Here is a 14,258-nt window from a genome sequence, read left to right as displayed (position 1 = left end):
GTTCCGCTCGCAGGGACCGGCGCCCCGGCGCCGCTCGAAGGCGGGCCGGGCGCCGCGACCAACGACGCGTCACACGTTGAAGCGGAACCATTGCCGGTCAGGCCTGACCTGCGGCGGAGTCTCGTTCACACCCCTGACCAGGCTTTTCTCGATTGGCTAGCGACGGGATGCGACGGTCCCGCTCGAACGTCCTGCGGACTACCTGCGGACCGTCACAGACCAGCTTGCTAGAACCACGCGCTGCTATGGCTCGCGCTGCGTGACTGGCGATAGCATCAGCGCATCCATGGTCCATTGGGGGGTCACATGTCATCGCACGTCGTCTCGTACACACTGGATGAACACACCACAGTCGGCTTTGAGATTGAGGCGAGCGACGACTTCCATCCCGTGGGAGCAGAGACGGCCGTCGCCCGGGTCCGCGAGGCCGTCCAGCCCGCTGTGCAGGCAGCGCGGACCGTGCTTGACCAGGTCGCAGCTATGAAGCCGGGCGAGATCCAGCTCAAGTTCGGCATCAAGGTCAATGGCACTGCAAACTGGCTGATCGCCAAAGCCGCAACCGAGGCGAACTTCGAAGTGACTCTCACCTGGCATGCCGACACAACTCCTGTTGGACGGCCGGACCCGGAGTAGTGGCAGCAGCCGAGGCAGTGCGACCTCAGGAAGACCAGGCATGGACAATCAGCCCAGCAGACCACCAAATGACTCCTGGGTTGCTGCAGTCCACCGCACAGAACTCGACGAACTATCCCTCGGGTCAGCATTTGTGCTCGACGCTCACCGAGTCCTCACTTGTGCCCATGTAGTACACGGAGCCCACAGTGCAAGTGATCCACTCTGGGTAGCCTTCCCCAAGGCGGAGGAAAGCGACGCAGCACGCATCAAAGTCCGCGAGATCATCCTGCCGCCTGCTGGTCTCCAGCGCACCCAGGACGCCGCGCTCCTCCTACTCTCCGAACCAGTCCCGGCAACTCGCATACCACGATTGCGATGCCCCGCCCCGACCGACATAGTTGGCCGGGACTGGTGGGCTTTCGGTTTCCCCGGCGGGGAACTTCTTGGAAACTCAGCCGCTGGTACAGTTGGCGAGTCTCTTGGTTATGGCTGGGTGCGCCTTGACACTAGCTCTCGCTACACCGTTAAAAAAGGCTTCAGCGGGGCAGCACTATGGTCGCCGGAGTACGACTCAATCGTGGGGATGGTCGGCCAAGCAAGCGGAGATGGCGATGCCCGCGCGCTATCGCTATGGCAGATAGACCGCATCTTTCCAGGGGAAGGCATCATCGATCGCGCCGTATGGACGGTTGAGGCTGCCGGCGAATCCGCCCTCGCATCTTGGGGATGGTCCCTACGAAACGACCCGGAGGCCGGTCGGCATTGGCGCCCGCGATCTCGCGGAGTCAGTATTGACACAGAGAAAGGGTTCAGGTTCTGCGGACGGACTGCAGCGCTCACGATAATCGTTAATTGGATTGACGAGCCCCCGTCACGAAAGGCGCTCGTAGTCACTGGATCTCCCGGCGTTGGCAAATCAGCCGTCTTGGGTCGGATCGTCACGACGGCGGATCGAGAGATTGCAGATCTGCTACCCGCCAGTGATACTGCCGTACGGGCTAAAGTCGGATCCATTTCCTGCGCCGTACACGCAAAAGGAAAAACAGCGCTTGACGTTGCCGTCGAAATCGCAGCGGCCGCTTCAGCTGCACTCCCCGACGACATCGAGTTCCTGCCGGAACTGCTGCGCGAGGCCCTACAGGGCCGTTCTCTCGCGCAGAGCAACGACCTTCCGCCAGATTTTACCGTAGTCATTGATGCGCTAGACGAGGCGGCAAACCCCCAACAGGCCCGACTTATCATCCGGCGGATCATCACCCCGCTGGTGGAAACCTGCGCAGACCTCAATATTCGCGTGATCGTGGGGAGCAGGCGTCGTGACGATTCTGGAGATCTACTCGCCTCTTTCGGCAGGGCGCTATCTACCATAGATCTCGACCAACCCGATTTCTTCGAACCGGAGGATTTGAGGTCATATACCCTTGCCACCCTCCAGATGCTTGGCGATGAGCGTCAGGATAATCCCTATGCGGACCACGAAATCGCCGAGCCAGTTGCCCATCGCATCGCCTCAATGGCGGACCGAAACTTCTTGGTGGCAGGGCTCGTAGCGCGGGCGCACGGATTGCACGATAAAGAGGCAGTCAACCCGGAAGAAATTGCTTTTATTCCGACTGTGGATGGCGCACTCCATGATTATCTTGAACGAATCCAGCCCGTGCATGGGTGCTCGGCAGAATATGTGCTCACCGCCCTCGCTTTCGCCGAAGCACCAGGATTCTCACTCGCACTTTGGCGGATTGCTGTAACTGCGCTAGGTGGACCCCCGATACCGGAGACAAGCCTTGCCGCCTTCGCCCGATCTTCTGCGGCTAACTTCCTGGTTGAGGCAGGCGGCAGCGAACATCAAGAGTTCATTTACCGGCTCTTCCACCAGGCTCTCAACGATACGCTGATCAGCGCTCGTGGCGAACTGCACACCCGTCGCGACGATGAACGAGCGCTAACTCACGCCATGATTGCAGAAGGTGAGCGGAGAGGATGGGGTGAAGTTGATCCATATCTCAAACGCTCACTACCAGCCCATGCCGAGGCCGGGGAATCGCTGGACGACCTGATTTCGAACGAGCTGTACCTACTTCACGCAGATCTGCGGAGGCTACTCCCAGTAACGGATCGAGCCACGTCCGAACTTGCTCGAAGTAGGACAAAGTATATCCGCCGCACCCCCCAGGCATTTAACGCCGACCCTGCCAGGCGGGTTGCTCTCTTCAGCGTGACAGAGACTCAGCAGCGTCTAGGTCGTATTTACAGTGAGTTGCCCCTGCCTGCGCCCTATCGTGCACGGTGGTCCACTGCTGTGCCCGGCCTGGAAGAAGCAGTCATGGAGGGACACACGCGCTGGTCCTACGTCCTACGCGCGCTCAATGTCGGGGGCCGTGAACTCTTGGCCAGTGCCGGCGGTGACCGCACAGTCCGAATCTGGGACCCGGTACTGGGCGAGGTTGTTCACGTCATGGAGGGGCACACGGACGAGATTCGGGCAATCGTCGCCGTGCGGCTCGGAAGCATCGATGCGATCGCCTCCACCGGGCGAGACGGGGTAATCCGATTCTGGGATCCTCTTACCGGCGAGGTGCTTCATAGCATCGGCGGAGATTTGGGCGGATACTCGGCTCTCTGTTGCTTTACTAGAGACGGTCAGACTTTCTTGGCCGCAGCAACATCAGCAGGCGCCACGATCCGTCTACTTGACCCAATTACAGGTGATCAGGTTGGCAGCCTCGACGGCCACGATGATTGGATCACTGATCTCTGTGAGATTAACGTCGACGGCATTCCTTTGCTCGCTTCCTGCAGCGAGGACGGAACAGTCCGCCTGTGGGAACCCGACACCAATACAATTCGATGGACTATCACTCACCAGGATCCGTGGGACTGGGAGTGGACGCGAGCCCTGTGCGCGATCCAGGTTCGCGATCGCGTCCTGCTAGCTGGCGGAGGGTACGATTCTAAAATTCGGCTTTGGGACCCGCGTAATGGAAATGACGCTGGCATTCTCGAGGGGCACGGCGGCCCTGTCCTCACCCTATGTTCCGCAACACTCGACGGTGTGCCAGTACTCGCAAGCGCTGGCGAGGATGAGACAGTGCGGCTTTGGGACCCGGCTGCCGGGCGCCAACTGGCATTGTGGCGAGGCCATACTGACTCAGTCTATTCAGTCTGCGCGATTCTCATCGGCACCCAGCTCAGACTCGCCAGCAGCGGCGATGATCGATCCATTCGCATCTGGGATCCAGCCACAGGAGAACAAAACGTAATTGCAGAGAATGACCGAGAAGGTCTCTTTGATGCTGCTTGCGCAATTCGGGTCAACTCGGAACTACTTATGGCAACCGCACGCATCGGAGATGATGAGGTCGCTATCCGAAACCCTGCAACCTGGAAAAGGGTACGCACGTTAGCGACTGGCGCGATCAATGCAATGTGCCCAGTGCCATTTGAGGGGATCGCCCACCTAGCCGTTGCTGGATCAGATATTGAAATCTGGAACCCTAGCGGCAGTCTAGTTCGAGTGCTCAAGCGCCCTCGAGCACGCTACACTTCCATTACATCAATCTGCAGCATCAAGCTCGACGGAAACCCTATCCTCGTAGGGTCATTGGGAGATTCCCTGCATTTCTGGGACATCTCACAGGAAACCACTATTCACGGCTTTGATATCGGAAGGACAGGAGCGCGAGAGATCTGCCCCATACCGGTCCACGGGCGACTTGCTATTGCAGGTATCACATTCGATGGACGCGTCGGGGTATGGGAGCCCGGTTCAGGCGAGCTGGCGGCATCTTTGAGTATCGGAAGGGGCTCAATCACCACACAGTGCGCCGTCAGGGTGGACGGGGAAGTACTGCTAGCTACTGGGAATGAGTTTGGTGCAATTCAGCTTTGGAATGCAACAACCGAGCAACCGGTCGCCTCACTTGAAGGGCACTCTGGTAGGGTCAGCCAGATTTGGGTCGCGATTCTCGATGGCCGAAGGGTTCTGGTAAGCAGCGGCGACGATCGATCCATCCGGGTCTGGGATCCGGTGAACCATCGGCCGCTAACTGATATCCCTGTCCAGCACACCATTGTCTGGGCAGCTCAGGCCGGCCCAGACATTACATTAAGCCTCGAAACAGGGATGCTCGCCCTTCGCCTCGACCTTCCCTCGGTCGGCCTTGACTAGATTTCCTGATTGAAATTCAGGATTGATCTTTTTAGGGTCCGTCAGCGAAGGCCGCAAGAATCTCCCCGGTCACGCTGACGCGCAATCCTGTGCTCCTGTGTCAGTAGGTCCAGGTTGAACCAGTGCCCCGGTACTCCTCGATGGGGATCGGGTGGACGTCGGGGCGCATGCGGTCGGTGTAGAGGAGGCCATCGAGGTGGTCGATCTCGTGGGCGATGAGGCGGGCGAGGCCGAACTCGTAGGTGGTGATGGTGATTACGCCGTCGAGGGTGGTGGCGGTGACGTCCATGCGGAGGGGGCGGGGGACCATGCCGCGGACGTCGAAGAAGCTGAGGCAGCCCTCGTACTGTTCATCGGTCTCGTCGGAGACGGCGGTGACCTTGGGGTTGAGCAGGATGATCGGCTCGGCGTCGGCGGTCGGGGGCAGGACGAGGGCGGCGGCGCGGGGGATGCCGATCTGCGGGGCGGCGAGGCCCATGCCCTTGGCGAAGGAGTGGACGCGGCCGATCCGGTTGACAGCGGTGAACAGCTCGTCGATCACGGCCTGCGCGGCGGCGCGTTCGGCTGGCAGGTCGAAGGGTTCGGCGGGGCTGTTGAGGATGGGGGTGCCCTGTTGGACGACGCCGAGGGACTGCATTTGCTGGCTGGGCCGCACCTCGATCACCTGGTCTCCCTGGTCTGTTGCTGGTTGTTGGCGGTGGCGCGGAAGCGCCATTCGAGGCGGAAGCGGGCGTGCAGCGGTGGGTCATCAGTGGCCCAGGCGAAGTGCCGGCGCTCGCCGTCGTCGTGGCGGCTGACGGCGGTGCGAAGAGGTACGGCCTCGGCGGTCATGGAGGTCTCGGTGCCCCAGACCACCGGGTCGAGGTCGGCGGGGAAGTCGAGGCGTACGGCGAGGTGTTGGGTGGGCAGGCGGACGGCGCGCTGGAACCAGTGGCCCCACTTGTCGGCGCCGACGCTGTAGGCGTACTCGATCCAGGTCGCCTCGCCCGGGTAGAGCGGGAAGCGGCCGTGCTCGTTGTCGAACAGGAGCCAGACCTCCTTGAAGGCGTCGCGGTCGTGCTTGACCTGCCACCGCATGTCCTCACCCTGACACGAGGCCGTGAGCGCCAGCTCATCCCAGGTCAGCGGGTGCTCACGGTAGTGGGCGTTGGAACGCTCGGGTTCGCCGGGGTAGCAGTCGACGGCGATGCGGATGAGGTAGCGGGTGACGGGCTCGGCGCCGGTGTTCCGTAGTCGGCGGCGCATGGTCAACCGATAGGTGGAGCAGTCGAATTGGAGCGCAGCCTCGTCGTGTTCGACCACGATCGCGGCCCCCGAGGCGTAGGGCTGCTCGGGACGACGGGGCACCGGCGGCGCGGCTGGCGTGCGGCTGCGGGAGCGGGCGGCGTCGTAGTCGAGCCAGCGCCGCCAGATGGCCTTCCCGGCGTTGAGGGTCTCGTCGGCGAGGCGGGCGAACTCCTCGGTGGGCTTGTGGCGGCCGGACTCCATGTGGCTGACGTACGAGGGATCGAAGCCCATCTTCCCGGCCAGTGCGCGTTTGGAGAGGCCGCGCACCTCGCGCCAGTGGGCGACTTCGGCGGCGAACGCCTCCATGGCCTGGTCGACCGAGTCCTGGTCGGCCCTTGTCTCCATCCGCTCCGCCCCCAGTGAGTGATGAATGAACTGTGAGTGACCTTAGCTCACCATCCCGTCACGGTCCCACCTCCGGCTGTCATTACCCCATCGGACGCGAACTTCGAGCGCCCGACCAGCAACAGTCCTCCATCTGCCCCTATGTCGCGAGGAGTTAGCCGTGTCCGAGTCACCGTCCCGCCGACGAGGTCAGCACCGCGATCCGGTCGGCGCGGTCTTCGGCGCCGTGTGGGCGGTCGGCAACGCCGCGGTGATCGCCCTGCTCGGCGTGATCGTGCACAACGACTTCGACACGGCCCGACTCGGTACTCACCCGGCGGCCAACTCGGCGCCGGACAGCACCTACGCGTAGCGCCCTTCCACCCATCGCCCATCACGGGCTGGACTCCGAACTGGAGCGCACAGCATGGAAACCAGGAACGTGATCGTCCCCGTCCACGACGGCCCCATCGACCTCGCCCGCCCGCACTTCGTGGGCATCGGCGGCGCCGGCATGTCGGCCGTCGCCCGCCTGCTGCTGGAGCGCGGCAGCCGGGTCTCCGGCTCCGACACCAGCGACACCGCCGCCCTGCGCGAGCTGGAGGAGGCGGGCGCCGCCGTCGCCATCGGCCACACAGCCAGCAACCTGCCCGCCGACGCCACCGTGCTCGTGTGGTCGAGCGCGGTGACCCCGAGCAACCCTGAGGTCGCCGCCGCCCGCCGGACCGGCATCCCGGTCGTGCACCGCTCGGACGTGCTCGCGCACTTGATCGCCACCGCCGAGCAGTCGGTCACGGTGGCGGGCACCCATGGCAAGACCACGACCACCGGCATCCTCAGCGCCGCCCTCGCCCACCTCGACCCTTCGTACACCATCGGCGGCACCCCCGTCGGCCGCCCGAACGCCCGCCAGGGCCTCGGCGGCCTCCTGGTCGCCGAGGCAGACGAGAGCGACCGTACGGCGGGGCGCTACCACCCGCAGGTCGCCGTCGTCCTGAACGTCGACGACGACCACCCCGAGCAGTACGTCGACCTGAACGACGTCCTGGACGTCTTCGAGCGCCTGGCCCGCAACAGCTCCGTACTGGTCGTCTCCTCCGACGACCCGGGCGCCCGGCTGCTGACCGAACGCCTCCAGGCGGCGCCCGGCCCCCGCATGATCACGGTCGGTGAGGCCAAGGACGCCGACGTGCGGGTGCTGCGCGTGCTCTGGGGCGGGACGGCCAGCCACGTCACCGTGCAGGACACGGACGGGTCGTGGCACGAGTTCACCCTCGCCGTCCCCGGTCGGCACAACGCGCTGAACGCCGCCGCGGCGTTCGCCGCGGGCCGGGTGCTCGGTGCCGAGCCCGCCGCCCTGGTGGACGGCATCAACGCGTTCCAGGGCATCAAGCGCAGGCTCACCACCACTGGCAGCTACGCCGGAGTGACGGTGCTGGACTCCTACGCCCACCACCCGAGCGAGATCACCGCCGACCTGGCCACCGCCCGGATGCTCACCGAGGGCCGGGTGATCGCGGTGTTCGAGCCCACCGGCTGGACCCGCACCGCAGCCCTCGGCGAGGAGATGGGCCGTCGGCTCGCGGCGGCCGACGAGGTCGTCCTCCTGGACGTGCACGCCTCGGTCGAGTCCCCGCTCACCGGGATCAGCACCGCGCCGATGGCCGCGCACGTCGCGGCCTGCGGCGGCCGGGCCCACACTGCGGGCGACGGGCGCGACGTGGCGGACGTGGTCGCCGAACTGGTCGAGCCCGGCGACTTGGTGGTGACGATGGGCACCGAGACCGCCGGCCGCGTTGGGCGGGCGGTCCTGCTGCGGCTGGCCGAGACCCCGGTCGTCGCCGCGTAATCAGCGCGCGGTGTCGGCAGCGTCGGGCTTGGCGAGCCGCATCGCGGTGTCCTCCAGGCCGACGCTGTGGGAGCCCTTCACCAGCACCACGTCCCCGGGCCTGAGGTAGGTCAGCAGCAGGTCGAGGGCGGCGTCGCGGTCCGGCACCAGCGTGCCGTTGACGCCGCCCTCCACCGCCCAGGTGTGCACCAGCCGGGCCTCCCAGCCACCGACCGCGATCAGGTCGGTGATCCCGCTCCGGGCGACGAGCCGGCCCAGCTCCGCATGGTGGGCCTCGGAGTCCTCCCCCAGCTCCCGCATCTCGCCCAGCACCGCCACCGTCCTCCGCCCGCCGCCGGCCATGGCGGTGAGCGCGGACAGGGCGACGGCCATCGAATCGGGGTTCGCGTTGAACGCATCGTTGATCACCGTCACGCCGTCCGGCCGCTCGGTGACGTCCATCCGGCCCGGCGTCAACTGCCTGGCACCGGTCAGCGCCTCCGCTGCCTGCCGCACGCTCGCGCCCAGGCCGATCGCCACCGCGGCAGCGGCCGTCGCGTTGGACACGTGGTGGGCACCGTGCAGCCCCAGCCTCACGGGGGCGCTCTCGCCCCGGTACGTCAGGTTGAACGACGGCCGGCCCGCGGCGTCCAGTTCAACGTCGACGGCGCGCACGTCCCCGGCCTGCACCCCGAACGTCAGGACCGGCGCGACCGTGCGCGGCGCCATCGACATGACGTACGGGTCGTCGGCGTTCAGCACCGCCAGGCCGTCGAGGGGCAGGGCCTCGACGAGTTCCCCCTTCGCGGTGGCGATCGACTCCTTCCCGCCGCCGAACTCGCCCACGTGCGCGGTGCCGACGTTCAGCACCAGGCCGACCTTCGGCGGGACGATCCCCGTCAGGTACTTGATGTGCCCGGCGCCGCGCGAGCCCATCTCCAGCACCAGCAGGCGAGTGTTCTCGTCCGCCCGGAAGACGGTCAGAGGCAGGCCGATCTCGCCGTTGTACGACAACGGCGTAGCCACCGTGGTGTCCATGGTCTGCAACACCTGGGCCAGCAGGTCCTTGGTGCTGGTCTTCCCGGCCGATCCGGTCAGCCCGATCACGGTCGGCGAGTTCAGCCGGTCGAGCACCGCGCGGGCCAGCGCCCCCATCGCGTCCTGGACGTCCGGCACCACGATCGCCGGGACCCCGACCGGCCGGGCCGCCAGCACGCCCGTGGCCCCGGCGCGAACGGCGGCCTCGGCGAACCGATGCCCGTCGGTGTGCTCGCCCGGCAGCGCGATGAACAGCGACCCGGGCTCCACCAGCCGCGAGTCAATGACCCCGGGCTGGTACACCACCGCGGCCGGATCGGGGGCGTCGTGCAGAGCGCCCCCGACGGCCTCGGCGATCTCTTGCAGGGTCATGGGGACCACGGTGGCTCCGATCCATCGACGCACCCGCCCGCTCGTCCCGGGGCGGCATGCCCTCGACGCTAGCGGCTCCCCGACACCGCGCCCGCTATCCCGCGCATTCCGAACCAGACTGTGACAAAAGGAAGATGAGAATGTCTGCCACACCTCGTATCGCCCTCGTCACCGGTGGCCGCTCCGGCGAACGCGACCGCTCGCTGATCTCCGGCGAGGCCGTACGCGAGTCGTTGGTCCGCCAGGGCCTACCGCACTTCGTCCTCGACCCCACCGACAAGGACTTCGCCGACCGCGTCCGCGAGGCCGACGTCGCGTTCCTCGCCATCGCCGGCCAGTGGGCCGAGGACGGCAAACTGCAGGGCCTCCTCGACAGCCTCGGCGTCCCGTACACCGGCTCCGGGGTGCTGGCCAGCGCGGTCGCGATGCACAAGCCCACCGCTAAGACCCTCGTCCTCGCGGGCGGCGTCACCGTCCTTCCGCACCTTCCCCTGCGTGTCTCCCAGGACGCCCAGGAGGTCGCCCACGCCTGCGCCGACGAGTTCGGCCTGCCCGTCATCCTCAAGCCGGCCTCCGAGGGCGGCTCCATCGGCATGCGGGTCTTCCGCGACCTGAACTCGCTCACCACCACGCTCACCCACGACACCCGGGGCGGCGAATGGTTCATCGAACCGTTCAAGGAGGGCACCGCCGTCACCTGCGGTGTGCTGGAGAAGGACGGTGCGCTCGTCGCTCTCCCGCCGCTGGAGACCGTCCCGACCACCGCCGAGTTCTACGACTACAAGGCCAAGCGCAACCCCGCCGGCCACCGCTACCGCTGCCCCGCACAGTTCCCCGACGCCGTCCTCGCCGCCATCTCCCGCGCGGCCATCCGCGCCCACCAGGTGCTGCACTGCTCGGGATACTCGCGCTCCGACCTCCTCGTCACCGCGGCCGACGAGGTCCACTGGCTGGAGATCAACACACTGCCCGGCCTCTCCCCGAACGGCAACCTCGCCACCATGGCCTCCGCCGCCGGGATCGGCTACGACCAGCTCATCGCGACCATCCTGGCCACCGTCCACACCGATGGGTACCGCCCGTGAACGCCGCCGAACTGCCGCTGTCGGTGGACGACATCTACGACGCCCAGCGCCGCCTGCGCGGCGTGGCCGCCTCCACTCCCGTGCTGTCCCATCCTGCGCTGGACGAGATCGCCGGACGGATCGTGGTCTGCAAGGCCGAAGCCCTCCAGCGCACCGGCTCGTTCAAGTTCCGCGGCGCCTACAACGCCGTCGCCGCCCTGAGCCCGCGCGAGCGCCGACGCGGAATCATCGGTGCCTCCTCCGGCAACCACGCTCAGGCACTCGCCCTCACCGGTCGCCTGTTGTCCGTCCCGGTGACCGTGGTCGTTCCGCACGACGCCCCTGCAGGCAAGGTGAACGGCGCCCTCGCGCTGGGTGCCGACATCGTCGCCTACCACCGGCAGCACGACGACCGCGACGCCATCGTCGCCCAACTCTCCGTCGATCAGGGCCTCGCCGTCGTGCCGTCCGCCGACGCCCGCGCGGTGATCGCCGGGGCGGGCACCGCGATGCTGGAACTGCTCTGGCAGGCACCCATCCTGACCGTGATCCTGGTGCCCGTGGGCGGCGGCGGACTCGCCGCCGGCACCGCCGTCGCGGCCAAGCACATCAACCCGCGCATCAAGGTGATCGGCGTCGAACCCGAGAGCGCGGCCGACACCTACGCCTCCCTGCGAGCCGGGCACATCGCCGAACTCCCCTCCGTGCCCGACACCATCGCGGACGGTCTCCGCCACACGTCCCCGGCCGCCCTGCCCTGGCAGATCAACAAGGCCCTGCTCGACGACGTCATCACGGTGACGGACGCTCAGATCGTGCAGGCTATGGGCTGGGCGTTCCAGCACCTCAAGGTGGTGACCGAACCCTCCGGAGCCGTCGCACTCGCGGCCCTGGCCGGCCTCGACCTGCCGCCCGGCCCCGTCGGCGTGATCCTCTCCGGCGGCTCGGTGGACCTGGACGCCTTCCACCGCCTCGTGGCCGCCCCACTGCCCAGGAAGGAACCAGCCCTTGCCTGACCATCCCAAGCGCCACCCGATCCCGCTGATCACCCAGTACGCCACACCGGGTCTGATCAATGCCATCGCCTATGAGGGCCACCCACCCGGCGACGACGAGAACTGGGCCGCCACCGGAGCCCCCGACCGGGACGCCTACGTCTACTGGGCCACCCGCCTGTGCGGTATGGCCTGCCTCCAGATGACCCTGTTCGCCCGCGACGGCCGCGCCCCCACCCTGTTCGCCCTCCTGGACGGCTGCCTCACCTTCGGCGGTTACGTCCAGCACGGCGACGGGAGTGTCGGCGGCCTCTACTACCAGCCGTTCACCGAGTACGCCCTCGCCCGCCACGGGCTTAAGACGGAGATCATCACCGACCTCACCCCGGACCGGCTCCTCGCCGAACTCGATCTCGGCCACCTCGTGATGGCCTCCGTCCACAAGGAGATCCGCCGCCCCGACCACCCGGCACCCGCACGCGGCGGGCACCTGGTCCTCGTCACCGGCCACCAGGACGGCGCGGTTTCGTTCCGCAACCCCTCAGGCCACACTGCTGATTCAGCCGACGCCGTTCTGCCGCTGGACCGCTTCGACGCCTTCGCCGCTCATCGAGGCATCGCGATGCGGGTCTGATGGAGTCCGGGTCCCCTGGGCCGGCTCCGTTGGGCGGCAGGTCCACCGGGACCTGCCGCCCAACGGAACTCTGGGGAGCAGGCTGGGGCCATTTCCGGAAATCCCGGCCCCGACATGTGGAGTTCCGGAACGACCGGTCTGCGCCGCCAGACGCCGCTCGCCCGGTTCCGGATGCGGAATCGGGCGAGCGGTGTGGAGCCGGAGTTGGCAGCCTCGCGGACTCCCTGCGGACCGAAAGGCCGCCCAACCCGCTCCGCCGCAGGTCAGACGGCCTTTTTGCAGTTCGACTAGACGTTGAAGCGGAACTCCACGACGTCGCCGTCCTGCATGATGTATTCCTTGCCCTCGATGCGGGCCTTGCCCTTGCTGCGGGCCTCGGCGACGGAGCCGCAGGCGACCAGGTCGTCGAAGGAGATGATCTCCGCCTTGATGAAGCCCTTCTGGAAGTCGGTGTGGATCACACCGGCGGCCTCGGGGGCGGTGGCGCCCTTCTTGATGGTCCAGGCCCTGGTCTCCTTGGGGCCCGCGGTGAGGTAGCTCTGCAGGCCGAGGGTCTCGTAGCCGACCCGGCCGAGGGTGGCCATGCCGGTCTCCTCCTGGCCCATGGACTGGAGGAGCTCCAGCGCCTCGTCCTCGTCCATGCCGATCAGCTCGGACTCGATCTTGGCGTTCAGGAAGATCGCCTCGGCGGGGGCGACCAGGGCGCGCTGGGCCTCCTTGAACTCCTCGTCGACCAGCTCGTCCTCGTCGACGTTGAAGACGTAGAGGAAGGGCTTGGTGGTGAGCAGGTGCAGCTCGCGCACCGAGGAGGCGTCGAAGCCCGCCTCGAAGAGGGTCTTGCCGGTCTCCAGGATCTTCTGGGCGGCCTCGGCAGCGGCCAGCGTGGCGGCCGACTCCTTCTTCAGGCGGGCCTCCTTCTGGAGCCGCGGGAGCACCTTCTCGATCGACTGGAGGTCGGCGAGGATCAGCTCGGTGTTGATGGTCTCGATGTCGTCCTTCGGCGAGACCTTGCCGTCGACGTGCACCACGTCCGGGTCGACGAAGGCCCGGATGACCTGGCAGATCGCGTCCGACTCACGGATGTTCGCCAGGAACTTGTTGCCCAGGCCCTCACCGACGGAGGCGCCGCGCACGATGCCGGCGATGTCCACGAAGTCCACGGTCGCCGGGAGGATCCGCTGCGAGCCGAAGATCTCGGCGAGCTTGTTCAGCCGGGCGTCCGGAACGCCGACGACACCGACGTTCGGCTCGATGGTGGCGAACGGGTAGTTGGCCGCCAGCACGTCGTTCTTGGTCAGGGCGTTGAACAGGGTCGACTTGCCGACGTTCGGCAGGCCGACGATTCCGATCGTGAGCGACATGAAGCGCAGTCCCGTGGGCTTGGAGGAGTTGGGTCGGCACCGTGCGGGCCGATCCCCCAGTCTACGGGCAGCCGGTCAGGCGCCCGCCGCCGCCGGCAGCGGCTCCAGGAACTCCAGACGGTTGCCCAGCCGGTCGCTGGAGTGGAAGCGGCGGTGGCCGGGCAGGGCGTCGTCCCAGACCACCTCGTGCCCGTGCGCGGCCGGCCGCTCGGCGAGCGCGTCCAGGGCGCGCACCTGGATCCCCGGGGGCCCCTTGCGGGCCGGCCGGAACTCCGGGACGACGCCCAGGTGCACCTCCACCCCGCCGCCTCGGAACCAGCAGCCGCCGCGCGCGGCCGGCACCGGGGGCTTGGCCACCTCGGTCATGCCCAGCACCCCGTGCCAGAAGGCGCGGCACTCGTCCTCGGCGCCGGCCGGGATGTCGAGCTGGACGTGGTGCAGGCGTTCGAAGGCGAATTCGACGGCCATGGATCCCCCTGATCGGGTTGAGCGACGATCACACCAGTACTCCGTTCGAAGACACGGAGCAAGGTACCGACGGCCATTACACAGTGTGGCGATGATCGGACCGT

The 14,258-nt window shown here is 66.9% G+C and carries 12 protein-coding genes and 1 pseudogene; 8 read left to right on the top strand and 5 right to left on the bottom strand.

Annotated elements, in window-relative coordinates:
• Positions 1 to 306 precede the first annotated feature (306 nt).
• The 3 genes and pseudogenes from OH807_RS24945 to OH807_RS24935 all read left to right on the top strand — a co-directional run bounded on the left by OH807_RS24945 (position 307) and on the right by OH807_RS24935 (position 4,783).
• A complete protein-coding gene (locus OH807_RS24945) occupies positions 307 to 633 on the top strand; it encodes a CU044_2847 family protein (protein WP_406202701.1) in 327 nt (108 codons plus the stop codon).
• Positions 593 to 1,189: pseudogene (locus tag OH807_RS24940) on the top strand (serine protease); the annotation flags it as partial. The gene OH807_RS24945 and the pseudogene OH807_RS24940, both read left to right, overlap by 41 nt.
• 351 nt (positions 1,190 to 1,540) lie before the next feature.
• Positions 1,541 to 4,783, top strand: coding sequence for a WD40 repeat domain-containing protein (locus tag OH807_RS24935; protein ID WP_406211162.1), 3,243 nt, complete (start codon positions 1,541 to 1,543; stop codon positions 4,781 to 4,783).
• Between the two features lie 100 nt (positions 4,784 to 4,883).
• Here the strand turns inward: OH807_RS24935 and OH807_RS24930 are convergent, their stop codons facing one another.
• A complete protein-coding gene (locus tag OH807_RS24930) occupies positions 4,884 to 5,447 on the bottom strand; it encodes a peptide deformylase (RefSeq protein WP_406202699.1) in 564 nt (187 codons plus the stop codon).
• Positions 5,444 to 6,415: a helix-turn-helix domain-containing protein gene (locus OH807_RS24925; protein ID WP_406202697.1), complete on the bottom strand. Its 972-nt coding sequence runs from the start codon at positions 6,413 to 6,415 to the stop codon at positions 5,444 to 5,446. The genes OH807_RS24930 and OH807_RS24925 overlap by 4 nt, the downstream gene beginning before the upstream one ends.
• 160 nt (positions 6,416 to 6,575) lie before the next feature.
• Between OH807_RS24925 and OH807_RS24920 the strand changes: the two genes are divergently transcribed.
• Positions 6,576 to 6,767: a hypothetical protein gene (locus tag OH807_RS24920; protein WP_406202695.1), complete on the top strand. Its 192-nt coding sequence runs from the start codon at positions 6,576 to 6,578 to the stop codon at positions 6,765 to 6,767.
• A gap of 54 nt (positions 6,768 to 6,821) precedes the next feature.
• The gene (gene murC / locus OH807_RS24915) at positions 6,822 to 8,243 is read left to right on the top strand and encodes a UDP-N-acetylmuramate--L-alanine ligase (protein WP_406202693.1); all 1,422 of its coding nucleotides are present in this window, start codon (positions 6,822 to 6,824) and stop codon (positions 8,241 to 8,243) included.
• Here the strand turns inward: murC and murF are convergent, their stop codons facing one another.
• On the bottom strand, positions 8,244 to 9,641 hold the full coding sequence (murF, locus tag OH807_RS24910) for a UDP-N-acetylmuramoyl-tripeptide--D-alanyl-D-alanine ligase (RefSeq protein WP_406202691.1): 1,398 nt from the start codon (positions 9,639 to 9,641) through the stop codon (positions 8,244 to 8,246). It lies immediately after the preceding gene.
• 131 nt (positions 9,642 to 9,772) lie between these two features.
• Between murF and OH807_RS24905 the strand changes: the two genes are divergently transcribed.
• The 3 genes from OH807_RS24905 to OH807_RS24895 are packed head-to-tail and all read left to right on the top strand — an operon-like array spanning position 9,773 to position 12,325.
• Entirely contained in the window at positions 9,773 to 10,717 is a 945-nt protein-coding gene (locus OH807_RS24905; protein WP_406202689.1) for a D-alanine--D-alanine ligase, read from the top strand.
• Complete coding sequence (locus OH807_RS24900; RefSeq protein ID WP_406202687.1) at positions 10,714 to 11,712, top strand: threonine/serine dehydratase; 999 nt, start codon at positions 10,714 to 10,716, stop codon at positions 11,710 to 11,712. The genes OH807_RS24905 and OH807_RS24900 overlap by 4 nt, the downstream gene beginning before the upstream one ends.
• A complete protein-coding gene (locus OH807_RS24895; RefSeq protein WP_406202685.1) occupies positions 11,705 to 12,325 on the top strand; it encodes a C39 family peptidase in 621 nt (206 codons plus the stop codon). Before OH807_RS24900 ends, OH807_RS24895 begins: the two co-directional genes overlap by 8 nt.
• 287 nt (positions 12,326 to 12,612) lie before the next feature.
• Here the strand turns inward: OH807_RS24895 and ychF are convergent, their stop codons facing one another.
• A complete protein-coding gene (gene ychF / locus OH807_RS24890; RefSeq protein ID WP_406202683.1) occupies positions 12,613 to 13,686 on the bottom strand; it encodes a redox-regulated ATPase YchF in 1,074 nt (357 codons plus the stop codon).
• A gap of 75 nt (positions 13,687 to 13,761) precedes the next feature.
• Positions 13,762 to 14,154, bottom strand: a complete 393-nt coding sequence (locus OH807_RS24885; RefSeq protein ID WP_406202681.1) for a glyoxalase — start codon at positions 14,152 to 14,154, stop codon at positions 13,762 to 13,764.
• Positions 14,155 to 14,258: the final 104 nt, after the last annotated feature.

Origin of the sequence: Kitasatospora sp. NBC_01560 (assembly GCF_045208415.1) — a bacterium.
Classification (GTDB): domain Bacteria; phylum Actinomycetota; class Actinomycetes; order Streptomycetales; family Streptomycetaceae; genus Kitasatospora.
The sequence above is the reverse complement of the archived record's forward strand: the minus strand, read 5'-3'. Positions and strand labels throughout refer to the sequence as shown.